The following is a 24,209-nucleotide window of genomic DNA, read 5'->3' as shown; positions in this document are numbered from 1 at the left end:
GAGGAAATATGGAAAAAAGACGTGTTGTTGTTACGGGTATAGGGACAATCAATGCCTGCGGTCTCAATGTTGAAGCCTTCTGGGATTCTCTCAAAAATGGCCGCTCTGGCATTTCAAGGGTCACCAATGTGGACCTCAAAGACTCCCCTTCCCTTATCGGGGGTGAGGTCAAAAATGAGGTTTTCAATCCAGAAGACTTCATCGACAGAAAGCTTGCCCGTCGAATGGATCGGTTTAGCCACTTTGGGTGGGTAGCCGCTGAAGAGGCGGTCAAATCCAGTGGCCTGGAAAATGCTTCTGTCGACAAAGATAGGGTTGGGGTTCTGATTGCTGCCGGCATTGGTGGTATTCAAACCTTCTATGAGAACTCCATCAAAATGGAAAAAGAGGGCCATAAACGGGTATCTCCCCTTATGATTCCTATGATTATTACGGACATTACCTCAGGCTATGTTTCTATTCGCTATGGATATCGAGGCCCAAATTATTCTGTTTCTTCTGCCTGTGCCTCCGGGGCTCATGCCATTGCTATGGCTTACAATCATATTCTTGTTGATGATGCTGATGTGATGATTGTCGGGGGAACAGAAGCCGCTATCACTCCCCTTGGGTATGCTGGGTTTACCCAGGCTCAGGCTCTTTCCACTCACTACAACGATGAACCTACCAAGGGTTCCCGTCCCTTTGACAAGGATAGAGACGGGTTTGTGATGGGTGAAGGTGCCGGTGTCCTCGTCCTTGAAGAATTGAACCATGCCCTCAAGCGTGGGGCTCCTATCTATGCAGAAATGGTGGGGTATGGGATGAGTGCTGATGCTCACCATATCACCGCTCCCTGTCCGGATGGTGCAGGGGCTGCCCTTGCCATGAAAGTCGCTCTCAGAAAGTGCGGCCTCAAACCCACTGATATCCAGCTTGTCAATACCCACGGTACCTCCACTCCCCTCGGGGATGTTGCTGAAACCATGGCTATCAAACAGGTTTTCGGGGACTATGCCTACAAACTCAAGATCAATTCGACAAAATCCATGACCGGTCATACCCTTGGGGCAGCCGGTGGCATAGAGGCTGTCGCTGTGGTGAAGATGCTTCAAGAAGGCATCATTCACCCAACCATTAACCTCGACAACCCTGATGAACAGTGTGACCTCGACTATGTGCCACACAAGGCCATCAAGATGGATGTCAAGTACGCTATCAGTAATTCCTTTGGATTTGGTGGACACGATGTCTCTCTGGTTTTCAAAAAGTACGAGTGAAGCCCAGCTTTCTGCTGAACGCATCAGGCAACTCAAAGATCTCTGCAAAAAAATGAAGGTAAAAGTAAAAGCCCTGGCCTTGCTGGACAGGGCTTTTACTCATGCTTCATACGGACATGATAATCGAGACCCCATGTATAACTATGAACGACTCGAGTTTTTAGGCGATTCTGTACTGAATTTAGGTGTAGCCCGTCTTCTCTATGAAACCCGTACCCAGGAAAAAGAAGGCACACTCTCGGCCCTTCGTTCAAGTTTAGTGGATGAGAAAACCCTCTACGAAATTGCCCAGCAATTCTCCTTTTATGAGTATCTTAACCTTGGCAAAGGAGAAAGTCTCTCCGATGAAAGAGCCAGAATCAAGGTGCTTGCCGATGTCGTTGAGGCTTTTCTTGCCGTCTATTTCCTTGAACACGGCTGGGAAAAAACCTTTGAACTCATCAAACGCCTTTTTTCTCCCCTTCTCACCCACCGTCTTCAAAGTGGTACCCGAGATTTCAAAAGCCAGCTCCAGAAATGGGCCCTCTCTACCTACAAAGAGTATCCCGTGTACAAGGTGATCAAAGAAGAAGGCCCCGATCACAACAAAGTTTTCACTATAGAAGTCTCCCTTCACAAAACCTATCGGGCCGTCTCTGAGGGAAGAAGCAAAAAAGAAGCCGAACAAAAAGCCGCCGAAAAACTCCTTGCCCAGATTCGCAAAGAGGAGAAATCCAATGCTTCGTAGTATGACAGGATTTGCCAGTGCCTTTCTCACATATGACGACTTTGATATCGAAGTGGAAATAAAAAGCGTCAATTCTCGCTACTTTGAGTTTCGGCTTTTAGGAACCCCTCTTCCTGTGGAGTGGGAAAACGAATTTCGTCAACAGGTTTTCGAGGTCCTCAAACGGGGCAAAATTGATCTCTTGATCCGCGTGGTAGAAAAAAGTGCCAAAAACACCCGCGTTGTGGTCAATACTGAACTTGCTAAGCAATACTTGGACGCCCTCAGAACCCTTTCCCACGATTTAGGGATCCCCGGCGATATCACTATCCCTCATCTTCTCTCTTTAGGTCCCATTATCGAGGTGGAAAAACTGGACGCTGATGTCACCCTTTTTGAGAGACTTCGAGAAGTGGTGAGTGATGTCCTGCAACGTACGGAAAATATGATGCGCCTTGAGGGACAAAAAACCATCGCAGATATTCGCAAGTCTCTTTCCATCATCGAGAAAGCCCTCTCGCTAATCGAACAGCGTTATCCCGAAAGCTTAGCGCGCTATCAGCAGGAACTTCAGAAAAAACTTGTCGAATTCGCTTCCAGTCTCGGGGAAAGTACAAGAGAAATTGTCCAGAACCGTATCCTTCTCGAAGTAGAACTCGTTTCAAGCCGGGTTGCCATCAACGAAGAGATTGTGAGACTGAGAAGCCATCTTCACCAGTTTGATCAGATCATTGAGGGCAAACTTCCCGGTGATGGCAAAAAACTCGACTTTATCTCCCAGGAGATGAATCGTGAAACCAATACCATCGCCTCCAAGTCCCAGGACTATGAGATCATCCAGGCAACCATAGACATCAAGGGAGAAATAGAAAAAATCCGTGAACATCTGAGGAACCTCGAATGAAACAGGGTGGCATTATTGTTATCTCCGGTCCTTCCGGGGTGGGAAAAACCACACTCTACAAAAGACTTCTTGCCGAATTTCCTGAAAAGCTTGCCTTCTCGGTTTCGGTGACAACCCGCCCTCCACGACCTGGAGAAGTGGATGGAGTGGATTATTATTTTTATACAAAAGAAGAATTTGAGAGAGCTAAAGAAGAGGACAGGTTCGCAGAATGGGCGGAGGTATATGGCAATTACTATGGCACGCTCAAAAGTGAACTTGAGAGAATCATGAAAAGCGGAAAAACAGCTCTTCTCGACGTCGACGTCCAGGGTGGGATGAGTATTAGAAAGGCTTTTCCACACTCCTATCTCATCTTTATTCTTCCCCCTTCTTTTGAGGAACTCAAAGAGAGAATCCTCAAACGCTGTAGCGATAATCCTGAGGCCATCAAACGCCGTCTTCACCAGGCCGCTGAAGAAATGAAAATGGCTTCCTTCTACGACCTCTGTATTGAAAACAAAAATCTTGATGAAGCCTATGCCTCCCTTCGTGACGCCGTAGTCTCACGAATTCTTTGAAAAAGAGATGTATACTTTTGTATACAAAGTTGCATTTGCAATTATCTTTATCTTTTTAATTTCAATTCAGAAAAGCAATTAGAAAAATTTTTATTTTGGCACGATTCTTGCAATTAAAAAAGAGAAGGAGTGTACGTTATGTCAAGAAAACAACAGACCCTCAAGTCTTCTGTTCGTTTTGAAGGCATAGGTCTTCATACAGGCGAAAAAAGCACCATAGAAGTCCATCCCGCTTCTGAAGATACAGGACTGGTCTTCCTCACCCGTTATCAGGGAAAAGAAAGGGCTATCCCTTATACCGTCGATTATATCACTGATACAAGAAATAATATTACTGTGTCGGATGGAGTGGTTTCCTACAAGACGGTAGAACATATGATGGGGGCCCTGTATGGCCTTGGAATCGACAATGCCATTCTTGAGTTTACCGGCCCTGAAATGCCCATCATGGATGGAAGTGCCGCTCCCTTTGTCGAGGCTTTTCTGAAAGCAGGAGTGGTTGCCCAGCATAGCGAGAAAAAGGTCCTTCGTCTCATGGAATCCCTGTGGGTGACAAAAGATGACAAGTTCTTAGTGGGCGTTCCTTTCTATGCTCTCAAGATCAACTATACTATTTCTTTTCCAAACTCACCCATTGGGACACAGACCTTCCAGCTCAATATGACAGAAGAGGATGCCTTTAGTTCCATAGCCCAGGCAAGAACCTTTGGTTTTCTGGAGGATATTGACTACTACCAAAAGAATGGTCTTGTGTTAGGCGGCGGGTTCGACAATGTTCATGTGTATAGCCGCAAAGAAAACCGCTCCATCAATGGTGCCCGCTACGACGATGAACCTGTTCGTCACAAGGTGCTAGACCTTTTAGGTGCCCTTGCCCTTCTCCCCTATGATATTGAAGGATTTTTGGTATCCTACAAGGGTGGCCATACGTTAGATGTGGATTTTGCAAGACTTCTCTCTCACTATGCCGAGAAACAAAAAGAAGAAGCAAAGATCTTCACCGAAGGGTATTCGTATCAGGTATCCGGTCTTCTTCACTTAGAGCCAAGAGTGGCTCATTTAGCTTCGTAGAATAACTACCTTCCCATATTCCTGGGGCGTATCCATCATGGGTACGCCTTTTTTATTAAGAGAGAAAAGTCTTTTGATAAGCCTCTACCTTTTCGATAATCGTCAAAAAATGCGGATTTTCTCCATGCTTTTCCACAAATTCCCGGTAAGCCTCTTCCTTGCGACTTGCTTTTTCCATCTCACGAAGAAAAGCCTCTTCCTCTTCTGTGAGAGAAAGCCCCAAATCACGGCAGGTCTCTACCACGCCATGATGAGGGATTTCACCGGTGGCATAGATGGCAAGATCCTCTATCCACTGCAGAAGTGTCTCAGCAAGAAGAAAAGCCCTCTTTTCCCGAAAGAAGAGAACAAGCGTTTCAGGAAGACCGGCAAGAGAGTCGAAAAACTGCTTTCGTGCCAATTCACACCAGAACACTTTCATTTTTTCTTTTCCTCAAGGTAGGTTTTCCATCCAGCAAGAGTGAGCTTTGCGTCCTTCTCAAGGACTTCCTTCTCCATGTGTTTTTTGTAGTTTCGATACGCTTCTCTGTACTCCGGATATTTGATCCCTAACATGCTTACCGCAAGAAGCCCGGCATTTTTGGCCTGATTGATCGCCACGGTGGCTACAGGAACCCCTCCAGGCATCTGCACAATGGAGAGAAGAGAATCCAAACCCTGGAGATGAGAACTTTTGACAGGAACACCAATCACCGGCAATTCGGTAAGAGAGGCCACCATCCCGGGCAGGTGAGCTGCTCCCCCTGCTCCGGCAATAATCACCTCAATACCACGAGAAGATGCCCCATCCGCAAATTCTACCATCCAGTGAGGAGTCCGATGAGCCGATACAATATGAACCTCATAAGGCACCTGCATTTCCTCAAGCACAAGAGCGGCCTCTTTCATTACCTCAAGATCCGAATCACTTCCCATGATGATACTTACCAGAGGTTTTTTCATAGAGCCTCCGAAACAATGCGAATTTTTGATCGAATAGCCTGAGCTTTTTCCAGGGCTTCTTCCACTGTTTGGGCGGTGATAGTAACATGTCCCATCTTGCGGAATGGTTTGGTAACAGGCTTCCGATAAAAATGAAAAGCAAGCCCGGGAATAGAAAGGGCTTCTTCAAAACCTTCGACCACCGCCGGACCCTCATGCCCTACCTCTCCCAAGAGATTAAACATCACTGCTGGAGCCAGAAGCCGGGGAGACCCAAGAGGAAGATTCAGAACAGCCCGAATATGCTGTTCAAATTGACTGGTTTCACAGGCCTCAATGGTATAATGCCCTGAGTTGTGTGGTCGAGGAGCTATCTCATTGTAAAGAAGTCGTCCATCGGTAGAAAGAAAAAGTTCCACACCAAAAATACCCACCCCCTGCAAGGCTTCAACACAGGCGATGGCTATCTCCCTTGCCTCCTTTTCCACCTGAGAGGAAACCCGGGCTGGAGCAAGCACCATATCACAGATATGCGCCCGTTCATCAAACACCATCTCTGTGAGAGGATAGGTAACCACTTCTCCCCGCTGATTTCTCGCCACCATGATACCCAGTTCTTTTTCTATGGAAACCCTCTCTTCAACAAGGAAATTCTCCGGAAAGGCCCCTTTGAGATCCTCTTCCCCCCTGATGGTCAAAACCCCTTTTCCATCGTAACCACCCTTTCGGGCTTTCTGAATACAGGGAAAACCAAACCGGCGAAGAGCCTCTCTCTCCAGGGTATCATACAGGGCAAAACGAGGCATAGGAATACCACAACGGGCGAGAAACTCCTTTTGCCGCCCCTTGTCCTGGATAAGAGCTAAAAGATCAGGAGAAGGAGCAAATCGGTGACCTTCGTTCTCTATCTTTTTGATAGCTTCCGTGGAAATATGTTCAATATCATACGTGGTCAAAGTACAATGACGTGCCAGTTCCCGGATGGCAGCTTCATCATGAAAGCTTCCTACAATGGTGTGATCAGCCACAAAAGAGGCGGGACATTTCTCATACGGATCAAGCACCCAGACAGAAAAACCCAACCGCTGAGCTACCTGAGCCATCATCTTGCCCAACTGCCCCCCTCCAATGATGCCAAGCCTGATTTTCTCCATCAGTCCTCCACAAAGTTATCATCGAGAAAGGATTCGCTTATCATTCATTGTACCATAGAAAAAGTATTTTTTCCACTTCTGAGACCTTTGCACGAATGTGCAAAGGTCTCAAGAAAGTAATAAAAAACAAAAAAACAGTATAAAAATATGCCTTTCTATAATAAAAAATCCTATTTTTTGGATAAAAAAGACAAATAGACCCTTGTAAACAGAAAAAACGGGGTTTCAGGGGCGTAGCCCCTGACCAAGACAGGGGAAGAAAACACCCGTGCAAGGGTCTCCTTCTATTTGAGAAGTCGAGAGATCCAGGGAATACCGATAAAAGTTCCTATAGAAGCCCCAAGAGAGCTTGTCACAAAGACAAGGAGAATCTTGGTGATACGATTCTGCCAAAAACCCTTCCAGGTAGTGATATCATAGGGCAGATTCTCAAAATCCCTCACCCTTGGCTTGTGAAAAAAGGCCTCAATGAGAGCTAAAAACATCCCCGCCCCCACAAAGGGATTGAGGGTCGTAAGTGGTGCAATAACCCAGCTTGAAAGAATGGTCACAGGATGAGCGAAAGCCACAAGACAACCAAGAGCCGCCGCCGTCCCCGTGACCAGTATCCAGTCCCGGACCATAGAAATGGCAAGCCCTGTACCTCCCTTGAAAAACCCGGCAACCACTATCAAGCCAAAAAGAATCACGACAAGCCACCCTACCACAGCCCCACTGATACGGCTCTGAGGTATTGTCTCAAGCGATTCTTGAGAACTCTCCACCACCGGATTTTCTAACGCCTCAGCCACCCCCTCAAGATGTCCCCTTCCAATCACTACAAGAGCTTTCTTTCCACTTCCTGAAAGAATTTTCTGAGCCATATAGAGATTTCGTTCATCAATCAGGACACGTTTCACCGCCGGTAAATGTTTTGCCAGTTCACTCATCATGGTGTTGTAAAGATTGCCTTCCCCAAGGAGTTTTTTGACCTCTTCTTCAGAAACCTCCTCAGTTTCAAAGAGACTCTCAAAGAGAATCTCCACAATCCGCATCTTGTCCTTGAAAGAGGCCAAATGCCACGTTCGTTTCAGGGTGGTATTGAGATCGCGGTCGGCTAACACAAAAGGGATACGCTTTTCCTCTGCCAAACGAATAGCAGAGAGCATATCTTCTCCAACCTCTTCGCCAAGCTGGATCCCCATCTTTTTCTGAAGAGCGGTAAGCAGAAGCGAGGCCAACATAAGAAAACCCTGTCCCGACTTGATAACATTCACGATATCAAGGTTTTTCCACCGATCCTTTGAGGTAAGAGCCTGATAACGAGCCTCACAAAGCTCCACATACACGGTATCCGGTTGCCACTCTTCTATCCAGCGACTCACTTCCTGAACACTTTCTTCCAAAATATGCGCTGTCCCGAGAAGAAGGATTTCCCTCTCAGAAAGCGTTACCTTCATTATATGGGGAGCAAGTCTCTCCTGTGCCATTATTCCTCCTGAGGACGACGCTGGATATCCGCCCCGAGTGCACGAAGCTTCTCTTCAAAGTGCTCATATCCACGGTCAATATGATAAATACGAAGAACCTCTGTTTTGCCCTTTGCCGCCAGCCCCGCAAGCACAAGCCCTGCCCCGGCCCGAAGATCCGAAGCCATGATAGAAGCACCTGAAAGCCTTGGCACCCCTTTCACTACAGCGACAGCCCCATCAACATGAATATCCGCTCCCATACGACAGAGCTCTGCCGCATGAAGAAAACGATCAGGGAAAATCTTCTCAGAAATAATACTGATCCCATCGGCAAGCGTGACCATGGCCATCAGCTGCGCCTGAAGATCTGTGGGGAAAAAGGGATACGGCTTGGTTTCTACCTCCACAGGCCGAATGGTTTTCCCCCTGGCCACCAGCGTGGTATGAGAGAGGATCTCTATCTCCACCCCCGCCTTTGAGAACACCTCAATGGGCTCAGCCAAATGGGCCACACAGGTATTGGTGAGAGTAATCTCTCCTCCGGTAATTCCTGCCGCTGCAATAAAGGTACCCGCCTCAATCCTATCAGGAATAGTCGTGTATTCCACTCCGTGAAGTCTCTCCACCCCTTCGATGGTAATCACACTGGTACCCGCCCCGCTAATCTTCGCCCCCATCTTGTTAAGACACTGGGCAAGATCCGCTACCTCTGGCTCACAGGCAGCCCCTTCAATAACCGTTGTCCCTTCTGCTAACACAGCCGCCATCATGACATTTTCTGTCCCAAGCACACTGGGACCAAAGCTTCCCAAAAGGTTCATCGAAGTCCCTTTCAACTTAGGACAGGTGGCATTGATATATCCCTCTTCTATGACAATCTCCGCCCCTAACGCCTTCATACCCCTGATATGAAGATCCACAGGTCGAGGCCCAATGGTACACCCACCGGGGAATGAAACCCTTGCCCGCCCACGTCTCCCAAGAAGGGGACCAAGAACCGCAATAGAGGCTCGCATCTTGCGAACAATATCATAAGGAGCCTCATAAGACTGGGACGACACCTCTTCAATGCGCAGAGTATGAGTATCTTCGATAGTTACCTTTTTGCCTAGGTAGGTGAGAAGGGCTATCATGGTCCGGATATCCATGAGATCGGGTACATTATGCAAGATAACCGGCTCATCTGTCAGAAGCGAAGCCGCCATAAGAGGAAGCGAAGAGTTCTTTGCTCCACTGATCGCTACCGTTCCCTTGAGGGGGATTTCTCCATGAATGACATATTTATCCATATCTTCTCTATCCTTGGAAAATAAAATAGGATTTTAGTATAAGGAAAAAAGAAAGAAAACGCAATTTTTGGAAATAAAGAACACATGAGGTAAAAAAACTTGAGGCCTTTGCAGGGAGATTTTGTCCTTCTCATCTCTCCCCACAAAGGCCCCTTATCATCCTCTTTTTTTTGAAAAGATGTGCCAAGAACAAAGTTTATAACTTCTCCATTTCTTTATACTTCACTTCCTGGATCACCCGAATAAACTGATTATACGTGTTGGTCAAACAATCATCCAGCAAAGGATTGATGATATCATCCTCAAGGAATCTATCAAGATTGGCCCCAGATTTCCATTTGGAATCATAGGGAGGGGTTTTATCATTCCAGATGACGGTCTTTTTCCCCTTTGTTTTTTCTTCTCGCAAATCATACATCGTGCCACTCACTTTTCCCCTCACAAGATACTCCCATCCAAACAAACCCTCATATCTCAATATTCCAAATTCAATATTTAACATCAAATAAGCATCAGCACCATACTTCTCCTGCAAAAGAAATTTGTCTTGTTCAAAGTTTGTGATCTCTGCACTATTCAACACCACAAAAGTATAGGTGGGAAAATCCGTGCGCAATCTCTCAATAAAGAGAGGGACCACCTTCGGGACAAAATTTGAGATAATCTCTTTTCCCCTTGCGTACTGCTTTCCCATACTGGCATCTATCGCCGTCACAAGAGTTATTCCTATTAGACCTTCGCTCATCCTTTCTCTATACCCAGAGAGAAAATCCACCTTATAACTCTCTCTTATGTCCAACAACACCGTCATCGGCTTCTCAAGATAAACCTTGTTCATCTTGACGGTACTGGAGGTACTCGAACACGAAAACACCACCAGGACAAAGAAAAGTCCCAAAAGCCCTTTCACCCAGCGATCAAACTTCATCATCTCTTTCCTCCTCTATATACAATTCTCTTTTCTCTCATCACCCCACAAAGCACCTATCATCACCCGATGAGTATGAAAAATTTCTACTTCGCCTGCTCTTCTGTCTCAATCTTCAGAATCTCAATGATTCTGATTTTCCCCGAATACGGCTGTTCCTCTATCACCTCCACCTTCACTGTGAGAATCTTGCCTGCATACTGACGGAGATTGATTTTGTCAGCATTCACCACCTCAAAGGCCCTCTGGGACCTCGTTGTCCAGTTGAGGATAAAATAGACCGTCGGATTCCCTTCATAGATTTTCACCAGTCCCCGCCACCCCTGTTCAACAGGCTTCACTGGTGAGGTAACTTTATGACGGTATTCTTCCAGAGATGCATCTCCGTTTCTAAGATAAGGCGTTGGTTTCTTCTCACACCCAACAAAAACCATCCCCGCTAAAAGAAAAACCAAAAACCTCTTTCCCATCATTTCCTTCTCCTTCAAAGATAAAAACATTCGGGGCAGTTTTCACTGCCCCGAAAAATCTACTTCAACACGGCGGTGACGCCCTTGACTTTGATAGTAAAGCTACCCGTTCCAGTATAGGCACCCGCCACCAGTAGATACCACCCCGGTTGAGTTATAGTATAGGTGATTATCTCAGGGTTGTTCTCAGTGTATGCATACTTAAGCCGTTGCAATGTTCTCGCATCATACAACTCCAGATCAAAATCCATCGATCCACTCCAGGAAAGAGTGGCTTCTATGCTTCCTGGTTGAGATACATAAAACTGGAAAACTCTTATCTGACCAGAAGCGGTAAAATTACTCACCATACCCACATTATTGAACAACCAGGGCACGTTAAACTGATTTCCAACTGCGTCAATATATAAATCCCAAAGTGATGCCTGGTTGAAAAGAGTATAGTTTGAGAGCACATAGTCAGGTCTTACCCAAATCATTAAATCTCCCTGAGAATTTGTCAACCATGTACAGTAGTACACTGCCATTCCATGGGCATTTGGGTTACCTGCGATAATATTACCACCCGGCTGATGCCATTCATACACCACCGCATTCTGAAGAGCCGTCTTGACAGCAGAACCATCCGCTATAGTTACCTTGTCAGCAAATTCATACACATCTACATGGTAATAGCCACCATGAATATAGGCACTATATGCTTCCACTGTATCCCTCACAGGAGCAAAATGAAGAGGAGCTCTCAAGTCATGAGCGGCATTCAAAAGATTGTTGTAAAGATTAGTAACATAACTCTCAAAAGCAGTGAAGAGGGTATTGATCTTGGAAAGATCATAAACTGCTATTGCACTTGTCTGGATAGTTGCATAACGGTTAGCAAAGGCATTGACAATAGCCTGATAGAGATTTTCCTTCGACAACGAACCAGAGAGAAATACCGGTAACCATTGATCATATTCCCATCCATCCCCCAGAGTAGTATCAGGAGAAGCAATGAGATACTCAGCAAGGCTTCGCCATTCGTAGGCTGTTTCAAGCATACCCATCAGACAGGCATCTGCTCCGAGGATAGTAATCCCTTTTCCTGTCAGCGCAGTGCGTACTTCCGAGTTATATAATTCATCTCCAGAAGAAGCATCCCAACTGATCCCTTTCAACACATCATTTCTTTTTGCAGAAACAACAGAAGGAAGTATTGTCTCTTTTTCGGGGAGAGTAAAGATCGAAGAAAAAGGTGTCTTTTCTTTACGAGAAGAGGTGAGCATAATCTCTTTTTGTAAAAGGATAGTGGGAATGTTCTGAGAAGAGGTTTTACTTCTCCAGCCATCTCCATGGTTCCAGATGACAAGCATGGTATTGGTTGCCGGGAAGTATGCCTTCACATAGTCCACAAAGGCCGCAAGGACAGCAGGATCTCCCATGTTTTTCTCGTCACTATCCCCTGTATCAGAGAGCCCCATACCGGCAAGCCTCTTGGAAATCACCGTGCCATTCAAACCACCACTATCATATTGCATATAGTAGAGACGAGTTCCCTTCCAGTCTCCATCAGAGGTATCATCACCAGGACTTCTATCTACCAGCACGACCACATGAACCTTGTTCTCTCCTCCAGCAAGCCCTGCTTCTATCTCATTGAGATCCTCCATGGCATTTGGTTCAAGATCACTGTCTCCGTTCATGAAAATCATAATAGTCCAGGGCAGTCGCGCGGAATTTGTGAGAATAATGCGGTTGGTAACCGAACTATTCCCGGCTTTATCAAGGGCATAGATATCATTCGTTTGCAGGGTTCCTCCAGCAATAGCTACATTATAATTCCAGCTATTTCCAACCAGATTGGCCTGTACATAAGAAGAACCATTGACAGAAATCATCACTTTATCCAGATTCTGATCAGAAGCCGATCCGGCCAACACATAGTTGGTAGAAACAAACTGGAAGTTTGTATGAGAAGTTACCGTTAAGGTTGGCTTCGTGCTATCCAGTACCACTTTTCTGGTCACCTGAGAGGTCTTGCCATTATCGGCCGTGGCTTTAGCCCGAATAGTGTTCGTCCCTTCTGCCAACGACAAAGTCAAAGACCAGTTGCCATTATTATAAGTAGCCTCAGTATAATTCACCCCATCAAGGCTCAGTTCTACTTTGGTAATACTATAGGGAGCATTAACAGAAGCTGTTCCCGTAAAGGTGACAGCTACGGCATTGGTCAAAACCCCATCAGCAGGAGCCGTAAAAGCCACTACAGGCGCTACAGGATATTCAACCTCTCTCTCAACGATAGCCGATACATTCCCGGCCAGATCCTCCGCATAGACATAGTTAGTATGTTTTCCATAGGTGGAAAGAGTTATGTTGGTACTCCAGTTTCCATTGACCACAGAAACTGCCTTCCAGGAACCATTATCCACTTTTACATACACCGCCTTGTAGGCAATGTTATCACTTACCGTTCCCGAAAGAGTATAATTCGAACTCACTTCACTCCCGGCTGCTGGTGCAATAATAGTAACCCCAGGGACAACCGTATCCAGCACCACTTTTCTGGTAACCTGCGTTGTCTTTCCATTATCGGCCGTAGCCCTGACATGGAGAGTATTTGTCCCTTCTGAAAGGTTAACGTTCGCGGACCAGTCGATACCACTGACGTTTGCCGGCACATAATTTGCCCCATCAAGGCTCACCTCTACTGTAGCAATTGAATAAGGAGCCTCAATAGACACTGTTCCCGTCACTGTAACAGAAGCATTCGTAGTAAGGTATCCCTCTACCGGAGAAGTTATAATAAGAGAAGGCACAGCGGCACGAACCACTTCCACAAGATTGGTCACGGTTACATTGGAAGCCTTGTCTTCAGCATACACATAATTCGTATGCTTTCCATAGGTGGCGAGGGAAATATTGGTACTCCAGCTTCCATTGACCACAGGCACAACACCAAAGACGGAGTCATCATCAACAGCCACATACACAGCCTGTACCCCGGAGGCATTATCACTTACCGTACCCTGAAGAGTATAGGTAGCCCCGACTTCCTGACCATTGGTTGGCTGAGAGATCACCAGAGTTGGAGGAGTGGTATCAGGCGTTGGTGTAGAACTACCATCACTTCCACTTCCTGAATCCGTTCCCGAACCCGACGTGCCACCAGAAACAGAACACGCCACTATGATGGCACCAAGGAAGAGAAAACACCAGAACTTCCACAATTTTGACATTACAAACCTCCTTTTGATTTTAAAATATTTTTATATATAATACGCAAAATGCGTCAAAAAAATGAAATTTCCACAAAAATTTTCTTCAAATATACCTTTTTCTTCAAAACGGTTCAAACAAAACTTCTCGCGACTTTTTTATTATAACACATAGACACACAAATATCAACTAAACCTCACCCCTTCAACCCTTCTATGAGCACCTTCATCTCAGAGAGAGAGGAAAGCGGCTTCAGCCCCTCTCTCCTCTCCACCCGTATTCCGGCTGGATATATCACCGTTTCAAATCCAAGCTTGAAAGCCTCCTCTATTCTCCTATCCCCTCCTCTCACAAGCCTCACCTCCCCCGCAAGTCCCACTTCACCAAAGACTACCCACGACAAAGGAAGAGGTATCTGCGTATAAGCCGAGATAAGAGCCCCTGCAATGGAAAGGTCAAGAGCCGTATCCGAAACCTCAAGCCCACTGGTGATATTCACATACACATCAAACTTTGAAAACGGATACCCAAGATGCCTTTCTAAAACCGCTAAAAGAAGATACAATCGATTGATATCACAGCCCTCCGCCGTTCTCCGCGGATAACTAAACGAAGAAGAAACCACAATGGCCTGCACCTCCACCGGAATCACCCTCAATCCATCCAGAAGAGGATAAAAACTCACCCCCGTGGGCGGGCTTTCATAGCGGTGGCGAAAGAGAGAGGCTGTCACAGGAAGCGAACGTATCCCCTCACTCGTCATCTCAAAAATCCCCCATTCATCGGTAGGAGCAAAACGGTTCTTTAGACTACGAATAATTCGATAAAGCCCCTTCCTATCCTGTTCAAAAAAGAGCACCGTATCTACAAGATGTTCAATCACCTTGGGCCCGGCTATCTGTCCACTTTTGGTGATATGACCAACCAACACAAGAAGAATCTCGAGTTCCTTGCACACCCGTACAAGAACCTGCGTTGACTCCCTCACCTGAAGGATACTTCCCGGAGGAGAACTGTAGCGGGTAAGCTCAAGCATCTGAACAGAGTCCACAAGAAGTACCTGGGGCCTTTTGGCCCTGAGAAAGTCCTCTATCACCTCCACCCGTGTATCAGCCAAAAGCCAGAAGTCCTGTTTGACCCCCAACCGACCTGCACGAAGCTTTATCTGAGAGGCAGACTCCTCGCCATGAAGATAACAGACCCGGTATTCTTTGGCTAAAATATTGGCCAAATGAAGAAGAAGGGTGGACTTCCCTACTCCCGGTTCCCCGGCCAAAAGAATGGTTTGCCCTGGAACAAATCCCCCCACTACACGATCAAGCTCAGACTCACCAGAAAAGATCCGTTCCGACTCCTTTGCCTCAACAAGGGAAATCGTGGTGTACGAAGCCTCCCCACTTCCTTTTGAAGCGGGGTGTTCTTCCACCTCTTCAAAGGTATTCCATTCCCCGCACTCAGGACACTTCCCCAACCACTTTGAGGACTTATACCCACACGAGGTACAGTAGTAAAAGATTTTTGTCTTCATGAAAAGAACTATGGGTTATTCGCGCGCTTAAACTGAGCTAAAGCCATCACCAAAATCCCGACCACAAAGCCACCTAAGAAGAAAAGAAGCATCACCACAATGAGAGGCAACTGAAAACTCCAGAAAAGCAAACTCACCACCACCATGGTCACATTCTGCAGGATGAGGACACTCAAGAGAACAAGAACACCAACCAGAATACCCACCTGTACCCAAAAACGAGACATAGGTTTTTCTCCTTTCAAAAAGGTTTTTGTCGACCAAGAAAGACAAACGAATTCACCACAAAAAGAAAGTCATTATAATACTTTTCATAGAGTTCCTTCTTACGAGCCATATACACAATCGTTACCACCGTCTCCCCCGCATCAATATAAACGACTGTCTCATGCTCTCCCTGAGGATACAGAAAATCCAAGACCTCATACCTTCCCGTAAGATATTCTGTTTTGCGAATATTCTTAAATTCTATTTTGCGAGGTTGAATAATCACCCCTGGATAGGTTTTCAGAAAAAAATTCGTATCTCCATCAATAAATTCCTCCAAATTATTGGTTTTGCCTGTCGGGTTATCTCCTCCTCTGGCATAGATATACACAGGCATAAGTGAACGAATATTCGTATAAATAACAGGATACGCAAAGTGAGGAATTCCTTCAGAAGCCCCGCTTGTATCAACAATCCAGCCCTCCGGTGTCCCTACCGAAAAAAAATGCCTCTTGCCATAAATAAGGGCTGTTTCAGTTTCCTCTCCATACACCAAAGACACCAGAAAAGCAGTGGCCAATAAAAAAAATCCTTTTTTCACTTTTTCCTCCTCCACCTCGAGATGAATGTATTATATCAGAAAATCCAGGCCATGTCAAAATACTATACCCAATAAAAAATTAAGTTAGTTGCTAATTCATGAAAATAGTCGTCTCACAATATGAGACCCTTGCACGGGTGTTTTCTTCCCCTATCTGGTTCAGGGGCTACGCCCCTCTTCCCCGCTTTTTCTGTTTACAAGGGTTTATATGTCTTTTTTATCCAAAGAACACCCTGCACACGTATTCGCTTTTTGCTGAAACAAGGTGATAGCGCTTCTCTGCTATAAAAAACAAAAGAGCCTCCCTTTCGGGGAGGCTCTTTTTTTATCTTGCGATCACAATGGTTCCACTGTACACCTGCCCACCAGCCTCAATCTTGTACACATACACCCCACCAGGCACATCGTAGCCAGACAGGTCTCTCCCATCCCAGAAGACTTCACCATTGCCATACTCACCACTGCGTTCTACCCTGTACACCAAATTGCCCTTGAGATCATAGATGCGCACCACATATTTCTCCACTGGTTTCTCAAACACAATGGAGAGTTTCATGTTCTGCACCTCTCGACCACCACGCCGTGGGGTGAATACCTTCGGATCTGTTCGTACACTGATGAAGCCTTCTTTTACCTTCTCCGCCGTATCAGCCATCACCGTGTAGTACTTGTGGAGATAGCTTACCTTCACACTTACCGTATGGTTATTTGGATCAACCTTGCCACCCAACTTCACCCACTGCTTGGTGGTAGCCCGCCAGTAGTAGATCGAGAGTTTGTCCTCACTCCAGCCCTGAGCGGCAATATACGCTGGATCATAGGCTATCTTGATTGTCGCATCGTTTTTCAGCCACTGTTCAGGCTGTTCCTCTCCCTTCGCATTGCGGATGACAAATATCCATGCCTTGGCATTTAGCTTATCAAGAGGCGCCTGAATGGGCTTCTTCTCGGTAGCCTCTTGCTGCTCAGTGGTCATATTGGTGATCCAGATATCAAGCCTGAAGTTCTCTCCGATGGTACCAGCCGGGAAGGAAATCGCTGTCTCAAGGTCGTCAAGACACACCACCGTCTGTTCACCTGTCGCATCAGGACTCAAAATGTCTCGCTCCATCTTGTTTGTCCCGATGTTGGTGACCTTGTTGGAAACCACAACAATCCCACCCCTTCTCGTCTCAATATAATTTTTGCCAATGAAACCTATCTCATACTCACCAGGGAGAACAAAATCAAGAAGATAATTTCCTGCGAGGTCTGCACCTGCGACCAGCTCATTGGAAAACTTATCCTTGGCAAGAATAGAGGTCCCTTTCTGGTAGAGCTTAATTGAAGGATTGGCAAAACCGGGAAGAACCACGCCCTTCACCCGCCCAAAGTCGGCAAGAAGAACTGGCAAGATATTCGTTTCCCCAATGGCCGCCTTTGTGAGTGACCATACACTGGCCCCCTCATACCATACCCACGACACCATATCATTTGTCCAGTTTTGATTATTGGTATAGGCAACGTAAATCTCGAGAACGTCCTGTCCATTCTTATCTGGAATAGCACTGCTTTCATAATCTACCAGAATATTGGTAGAAGTCAGTACGTACTTGAGGCTTCTTTTGAGATTATCTGAACGCACATCTCGTACCTTCAAACGATCTGTATCAAAGCTCACAAGAACTCGTTTGATTGCCCGATTATAAGACCCATTCCGCACCACATACCGAATCACCGCCTCATGGTCAATACTATAAAGAATTTGATGATTCTCCACATACCCTTCAGAATCCACTTGAGCTGGATCAAAATCTACAAACTGTTGAGAAAGAGAGGGCTGTACAGAACCATTATAAGCCACAATCTGAACCATAACCCTTTCCGGTTGCTCAACCAAATTCGTAAAGAAGAACTGGATGAAATTTGTTTCCCCTGGAAGAAGCCCCCTTCCTCCTGGATAGGTCACCCGAATCCTCTCTGACCCTACAAGCGAAATCTGAGCCTCCGGGTAAGAAACAGCGAGTGTCGAAACAAGAACAGACCGCATTTTCTCAGGCAAAAGAATCTCATTGGTGAGTATACCGTTTTCTTCTTCACCGGTATTCCGAATCAGTACCGCGGCATAATTCGTTTTTCCAATGACACCAGCAAGATACCATGTTGTCAACCACTCCTGAGTAGCTCCAGGTGATTCAATCTGGACCTCCTGTTTCAGGGAATCCTGATACTTTTCCCGCACCAAGGCAAGACCACTTCCATTATCTGCTTCTACCTTCCAGCCAAGAAGTTGGCGGGCAAAGTTCGTTCCATCCCGAAGCATAAATACCAACCTATCCGACTCACCCTTCGCCAAAGGAACCTCATAGGTTACTATCACTTGATTTCCCTGTCGCTGGAGAGCCCCTCCTTTTGTACTCATGACAGCCTCAATATTCGTATAGTAGGATGGAACCGTCACCCTTAGCTGCGAAACAGCCGAAGTCCCACTGGTGTTATTGACAAAATCAAGGGCGACCTCTTGTGTCACTCTCGTAGAATACACCACCCCAGGAGAGACTGAAGCCGAGGGGGTTTCCCGAATCAAGAGCACAAAATTGGTACTTATCCCATACCAGCCATTAGAAAGAACTATACCCCAATTTGACACCACCGTGGCATTGGTGAAACGATTGGTAAGTACAATGCCAAACTTACACTCCCTGGTAGGAGGAAGGTTAGACAAAAGAAGAATCAAAGAGGTACCAGAAGCATAAGAGACATTGGTAATCCAGCCATTGGTAAGTACCGACCAGACACCCAAACCATTGGTATAAGAAGAAGGTATACTCATAGTTATTGTTCGTATGACATTTGATCTTTCTGAGGTATTGGAAATCGTCCACCACAGGGTAAATTCTTCATGGGTGGTATAGATCTCATTTTGTTTCAGACGTATCTCTGCAACAGGTTCTGGCATCCCAAACTTCACCACATTTGTCGCATTCGGAGCTAAGATACCTGGAACAAAGGTACTTCCTGATGTCGTGAAAAGGCTCTCCACTTCTATCCTCACATTGGTTTCTCCTTCCTCTAAAGCATCAAGAACAGAAAGAGTAATAGTATCATTGGAGCCGGGCTTCATTTTTCCGAGAGGATATACAAGAATCACCACATAATTGGTTTTTGTCTCGTGAGTGAACATTTCCTTTCTATAAGAAACCATTTTCTCACTATTTACCGATCCCACATTGGTAAGAGGCCATGGAAGATGAATCCTCACATTGGTTATTTCATCTTCATTCCGACCACTGATATTCTGGATGTTAATAGTGAGAGAATTGGAAACTTTCACGGTATTCAACTGAAGAGGGCTCACCGCGTAGGTAGTATTATAGGGAGGAACCACAAATTTTAACACAAGAGAACCCGGCAACTGCCCTGTATTTTCCCGTTCACGGTTTGTGAGAGGCTCCCAGATCGCTCCGCTAGCATACACTTCCCATTTGCCTTCAAAACCTGCCTGTTTCTGATTATCCCAGCCGGTAAACACAATGGTATCTTTCTGGGCACTATCTAACCAACCAACACCGGTATAATCTACATAGAGAGACTGATCGTTAGACCACACAAGCATAGCCCCACGTCCCGAGACCATTCCTGTGATATTGGTAATCACCTTTTGGCCATTGGTTTCGGGCATGGGTATCCTCAATCGAGCGATCTTATTCCCTGGCTCTCCAGCATTTGAAACAACAAGGGTATATTGAACCATGTCTAAATCCTTGTTTACTTCAGTAGGAGACATCACCGCATAAAAGATCGGAGCTACATGACTGATACTTTGTCCCGTACTTTGAAGAAGCGACTGAGGCACCATTTCCCAATTTGATACATAATAAACTTCGGTCTGCCAGGATACATTGGTAGGATCAGCGAGAATAGGTTTTCTCCATGTAAAGAAAAGAGAAAGTCTTGCCCCCGACGGCATTCCTTCCCCACCAAAATCTAACCATATTTTTCCATTCGAAATAGCCTTTCCCGCTGGCACCCCATCAACGGTAAGGGAATTTGTCAAAACGACAAACGGTTCAGGAATAGCCATAGAAATACAGCGCAAATTCATCCCCTGAGGTATGCCATTTGTCAGAATAAACGTCATACTGCCATTGGTGGCTGTTCTCGAAATAAGTGCTGGCTGAAGATTACCATAGGCCATCACGGTAGCATAAACTAATTTCTGATTTCTGTCAAAGACATTGGTGAGGGGAAAATATCTTGTGGGTGGTATAGTTCCATAGTCCACAAATCCGTTATACGCCGTCGCCTGCCACTCCCCCATTTGAGGTAAAGTAGAGATTCCCGTTGTCACAAAAGTCACAAAAAGCTGGTCATAGGAACCTCCCGTAAGCGCATGGCTTCCACTATACACCACCAGAATATTGGTGGGAGTAATGGTAAACCATGAACTATTTGTAGAAGATTGCCCTAAGCGACTACTGTGAACCCATAACACCGTATTGGTGAGCGGGGCAGGAATCACAAGCAATACTTCCCCTATTTTATCCCCACTAAATCCAGAATTGGTAATACCTATAACCATTGTCTGGGTAATAGCATGGCTACTATTCGTCGTGATATAAAAGACATTTGGTGACACTCGAATCCCACCCTTAGGCTTTGGCAAACGGAAATTGAGGCTTCCATAATACCCTTCTACAACATTGGTTAGGGTATACCATCCTCGCTGATTGCTTACCTTCACCAGTAAGCCAACGTTGAGAAGATCCTGATTCCGCACATGATCAATCATATCAAAATGGAGAAAAGCTATTCCTCCACCATCTACCGCGGAAGTAAAGGTAATAGCCACTTTTCCCGTGGTCCAGCTATAGGAAGGAATTCCTAAAGAAAGACCACTTTTGTTCGTGAGAACAAAATTCACCAGATTGGTGGTAATATTGGTAGGTATGGTGATCTCCCACCGATAAAGGGTGTTCCCGGCAAGACCAAAATTGCTGAGGACCATGGTCATTCGATTGGTTTCTGTCGTGACATCAATATCTCCTGGAACGATACCAGAAGCTCCTTCAGGAAGAGGATACTCCACATAGAGACTATTCGAACCCTGATAAAACACACCTATACCCGCCGCATTCGAAGAATAGATATCGTTGGTCGGTGAGGCTGTTTTGAATACAAAGAGAGGAACAACAAAATTCGTAGGAAGAACTATTCCATCAGCAAGATCTATCTGAACAGCGTCCTTAGATTGAGCTACATCATCATATATGGAACAGAGACTTCCAGCGACATACCTGAGGGTTATCACATACCAAGAACCCTGTTTTGACCAGGTAACATTTGTCGCCTTTTCACTCACCACCATATAAATATTGGTAATGAGGTTTGTCGGGAAAAGAATCTGAGCCGAAAGAATATCCACTCCCGCTGAACTAATATTGTATAACCTATGGAGAAAACGATTGCTGACATGAGCCGTGGTGATAACAGGGGCATTTGTCTCGGCGCCTTTTATCCAGAAAATACTATGCTCGGCTTTGGGACGAGGAGGAGTGATGGTGACCCGCCACGTTTGAGGAGTATTTTCATACTGAAGCACATAACCGGCTGAGTTTCCATTATCCGCATAGAGCTTGAAATCCGCCACTTCTGAATTTCCTTTGACATTGGTATTGGTAAAGGCTGCAAAAAATCTGACAATAGAAACCTGATTGTTAGTCAAAGGAGAGGTATATAGAACCCACAGGGCATTATTGCTATAAGCCCACGTACCAGAAGGAGAAACACTCACATTGGAAAGAGAGGTATTAGAATAACAGGTGGGAATATCAATCTTCACCCCATAAATCACATTTCCAGGAGACCCTTCATTTTTCAACGTATAGGTATAGAGAATGGCATTGCTGGCATACACAGGCCTTATAGCCACTTCCGATGGTTCAATAAATCCAGCCACCTGAGCATTTGAAAGGGCTACTCTCACTAACTGAGAGTTATATACGGTATTGGTACCCGCTTTTTGCCATGATGCTCCTGCTACCACAGTCGTACTTTCCACTTCAACCTGCCAGAGAAAATTGGAATATACCATTCCCGGTAAAAGAGAAGGAGTTCCATTAACCTTAAAACTAATTCTATCAAGGGAAACCCCTGCAGGAAGTCCCCCTCCACTCAGATTGGTATACCAGATCCAGATAAAATTGCTTCCTTGAAGATTCGTGAGATAAATCTGACGGTAACTGGCCACCATTCCTAAGGCTGTGGAAACAATATTCGTGACTGTACCACTATTGTTTGAAACAAAAAATCCAGCCGGGACAAAAACCCTTGCGGACGACAATGGGGGAATATCATAAAGCCCCTCCGTGGAGAGTTTTACCGTGAAACTACTTTCTTCTGTGCCAATAATGAGAGGAGAGGGAGTATATTCCACTTTGGCATACGCTGCCGGCGCACGGAACACCATGACGGTGAGGGAATTGTTTGTTTGAAAAGCTTTCTGTCTTCCTGTCGTAGCATAAGGAAGACCGTTAACCCCATCAAAAAGAATATCTTGAGCCGTATCGATATGTTTCACACTATCAGCATACACTTCAAAAACAGATCCCTCTGCATCCGGCACAGAAGGAGTCACCAGGGTAAAATACACATCAATAGTGCCATTCGTGACAATATTATGTGTATTCTTCCCCTGTGCCCAGAAACGAATATAAAGTTCTCCATTCCCCAGATCCCGAACCTGGAAACACCCGGACGTAGGATTCCCTGCACCATTATTCCCTAAACCACCATATTGGGAATTTGTTACCGCAATCGTATTCAGATCCCAGTTTCCATATCCAGAGGGTTTTTTGATATAGAGTTCCTGCACGCCACTCTCATTAGGCTGCGTGGCTACAGAAATAGACAACTTGAATCTCACCGCCGTATTCGTCATCACCCTTCGGGGAGAAAGAGTGGCCACAATATTGCTGGCTACACTACGAATCAAAAAATGGTCGAATTGAGTCTCCACATGACCAGAACCCCAATAAGGTGTCTCCGTCCCAAGGAAAGCTACGAGATTGGTACTCCAGGCCACCTGTTGTTCTCCCACCTTGACCCATGCATTGCTGAGATTATTATTTGTACCAAGAGGGTTGTAGTTCACATAGAAGGAGACTTTTTTCCCATCGTGGGTCACCCGAATACCAAGGGGTGAAACAACCGGCTTCGAATACCCGTTACCTCCTGTAAAATGATACGCAGGAGTATTGAGGTATGTACTTTCATTGGCGTCATCATACGTACTCTGAAAACGATTGGTCACATTGGCAAGCGTTCCTACCGAATTTCCATCAATGTCTATCAGAAGTTCGGAAAAACTTCTTGGATTTTCATAGTTCGCAAAGAAACCATAGGTACTTGGTTGAGCCACATCACTACTATTCATGGCCTCTTTTTCATAGAAAAAGGCAAAATTCTCCCACCGTTCATACTGCCCGGTTGCCCCATTATCGCTGGCAAGCCATACACTCATATACACCCATTTCTGGCTTCCCCCTGCTGAAGTATAGGCACGGGGGTCAAGACTATTGGTATATCGTATCACGGTAAACCCAAAGGGCTCCTCTGGCGTGGCATTGATTGTCCCGAGCCCTGCCCCGGAAGGATTAAATTTCGCCCCATCTCCAATATACCAGGTGTTCCACCAGAGGGCACCATTATTCGGTCTTCCATACACTTCAAGAAGACCGTTCCACCGCCTTACCATCGCTGGATTGTTCGGTCCAGCCCCTCCTCCGTAATCATTATAGATATCATAGGCAATCATATCCCTCGACATGGGAAAATTCCACTGCCAGCCGCCGGCATTGTAGGTCGTCGCATCCATCGCCGGGTTTGAAAAATCCTGGTAGTAGTAGAGGGACCTGCCCCACCCTGTCGTTATCAGAGCCATCATCACAAGAACAAGAAAACGATATCTTCTCTCTCTCATAC

General features: G+C 45.8%; 17 protein-coding genes. 5 read left to right on the top strand and 12 right to left on the bottom strand.

Annotated features, from left to right (window positions below):
* The first annotated feature begins 8 nt into the window (after positions 1-8).
* The 5 genes from fabF (at position 9) to lpxC (ending at position 4,500) form a co-directional block, all read left to right on the top strand.
* Positions 9-1,259, top strand: a complete 1,251-nt coding sequence (gene fabF / locus BREVNS_RS08245; protein ID WP_483426540.1) for a beta-ketoacyl-ACP synthase II — start codon at positions 9-11, stop codon at positions 1,257-1,259.
* Positions 1,228-1,986, top strand: coding sequence for a ribonuclease III (gene rnc / locus BREVNS_RS08240; protein WP_483426539.1), 759 nt, complete (start codon positions 1,228-1,230; stop codon positions 1,984-1,986). Before fabF ends, rnc begins: the two co-directional genes overlap by 32 nt.
* On the top strand, positions 1,976-2,869 hold the full coding sequence (locus BREVNS_RS08235; RefSeq protein WP_483426538.1) for a YicC/YloC family endoribonuclease: 894 nt from the start codon (positions 1,976-1,978) through the stop codon (positions 2,867-2,869). Before rnc ends, BREVNS_RS08235 begins: the two co-directional genes overlap by 11 nt.
* Positions 2,866-3,429, top strand: coding sequence for a guanylate kinase (gene gmk / locus BREVNS_RS08230; protein WP_483426537.1), 564 nt, complete (start codon positions 2,866-2,868; stop codon positions 3,427-3,429). The genes BREVNS_RS08235 and gmk overlap by 4 nt, the downstream gene beginning before the upstream one ends.
* Before the next feature lie 138 nt (positions 3,430-3,567).
* Positions 3,568-4,500, top strand: coding sequence for a UDP-3-O-acyl-N-acetylglucosamine deacetylase (lpxC, locus tag BREVNS_RS08225; RefSeq protein WP_483426536.1), 933 nt, complete (start codon positions 3,568-3,570; stop codon positions 4,498-4,500).
* A 55-nt stretch (positions 4,501-4,555) separates the two neighbouring features.
* Here lpxC and BREVNS_RS08220 read toward each other — a convergent pair whose 3' ends face one another.
* From BREVNS_RS08220 to BREVNS_RS08165, 12 genes are all read right to left on the bottom strand, one after another.
* Complete coding sequence (locus BREVNS_RS08220; RefSeq protein ID WP_483426535.1) at positions 4,556-4,921, bottom strand: hypothetical protein; 366 nt, start codon at positions 4,919-4,921, stop codon at positions 4,556-4,558.
* Positions 4,918-5,442 carry a 5-(carboxyamino)imidazole ribonucleotide mutase gene (gene purE / locus BREVNS_RS08215; protein WP_483426534.1) on the bottom strand — a complete coding sequence of 175 codons (525 nt, stop codon included), beginning with the start codon at positions 5,440-5,442 and terminating at the stop codon, positions 4,918-4,920. Before purE ends, BREVNS_RS08220 begins: the two co-directional genes overlap by 4 nt.
* Positions 5,439-6,575, bottom strand: a complete 1,137-nt coding sequence (locus BREVNS_RS08210) for a 5-(carboxyamino)imidazole ribonucleotide synthase (RefSeq protein WP_483426533.1) — start codon at positions 6,573-6,575, stop codon at positions 5,439-5,441. Before BREVNS_RS08210 ends, purE begins: the two co-directional genes overlap by 4 nt.
* A gap of 284 nt (positions 6,576-6,859) precedes the next feature.
* Entirely contained in the window at positions 6,860-8,044 is a 1,185-nt protein-coding gene (locus tag BREVNS_RS08205; RefSeq protein ID WP_483426532.1) for a TraB/GumN family protein, read from the bottom strand.
* Positions 8,044-9,315 carry a UDP-N-acetylglucosamine 1-carboxyvinyltransferase gene (gene murA, locus BREVNS_RS08200; protein ID WP_483426531.1) on the bottom strand — a complete coding sequence of 424 codons (1,272 nt, stop codon included), beginning with the start codon at positions 9,313-9,315 and terminating at the stop codon, positions 8,044-8,046. The genes BREVNS_RS08205 and murA overlap by 1 nt, the downstream gene beginning before the upstream one ends.
* A gap of 196 nt (positions 9,316-9,511) precedes the next feature.
* Positions 9,512-10,246 (bottom strand): hypothetical protein, encoded by a 735-nt coding sequence (locus tag BREVNS_RS08195; protein ID WP_483426530.1) that lies wholly within the window; start codon positions 10,244-10,246, stop codon positions 9,512-9,514.
* Positions 10,247-10,329: 83 nt separating this feature from the next.
* Positions 10,330-10,716, bottom strand: a complete 387-nt coding sequence (locus BREVNS_RS08190) for a hypothetical protein (RefSeq protein WP_483426529.1) — start codon at positions 10,714-10,716, stop codon at positions 10,330-10,332.
* A gap of 56 nt (positions 10,717-10,772) precedes the next feature.
* Complete coding sequence (locus tag BREVNS_RS08185; protein ID WP_483426528.1) at positions 10,773-13,931, bottom strand: clostripain-related cysteine peptidase; 3,159 nt, start codon at positions 13,929-13,931, stop codon at positions 10,773-10,775.
* A gap of 176 nt (positions 13,932-14,107) precedes the next feature.
* Entirely contained in the window at positions 14,108-15,439 is a 1,332-nt protein-coding gene (gene radA, locus BREVNS_RS08180; RefSeq protein ID WP_483426527.1) for a DNA repair protein RadA, read from the bottom strand.
* An 8-nt stretch (positions 15,440-15,447) separates the two neighbouring features.
* Positions 15,448-15,666, bottom strand: a complete 219-nt coding sequence (locus BREVNS_RS08175; RefSeq protein WP_483426526.1) for a LapA family protein — start codon at positions 15,664-15,666, stop codon at positions 15,448-15,450.
* 14 nt (positions 15,667-15,680) lie between these two features.
* Positions 15,681-16,247 carry a hypothetical protein gene (locus BREVNS_RS08170; RefSeq protein WP_483426525.1) on the bottom strand — a complete coding sequence of 189 codons (567 nt, stop codon included), beginning with the start codon at positions 16,245-16,247 and terminating at the stop codon, positions 15,681-15,683.
* Between the two features lie 325 nt (positions 16,248-16,572).
* Entirely contained in the window at positions 16,573-24,207 is a 7,635-nt protein-coding gene (locus tag BREVNS_RS08165) for a FlgD immunoglobulin-like domain containing protein (RefSeq protein ID WP_483426524.1), read from the bottom strand.
* Positions 24,208-24,209 lie beyond the last annotated feature (2 nt).

Origin of the sequence: Longinema margulisiae, assembly GCF_025266855.1 — a bacterium.
In the GTDB taxonomy this organism is placed as follows: domain Bacteria; phylum Spirochaetota; class Brevinematia; order Brevinematales; family Thermospiraceae; genus Thermospira.
The sequence above is the reverse complement of the archived record's forward strand: the minus strand, read 5'-3'. Positions and strand labels throughout refer to the sequence as shown.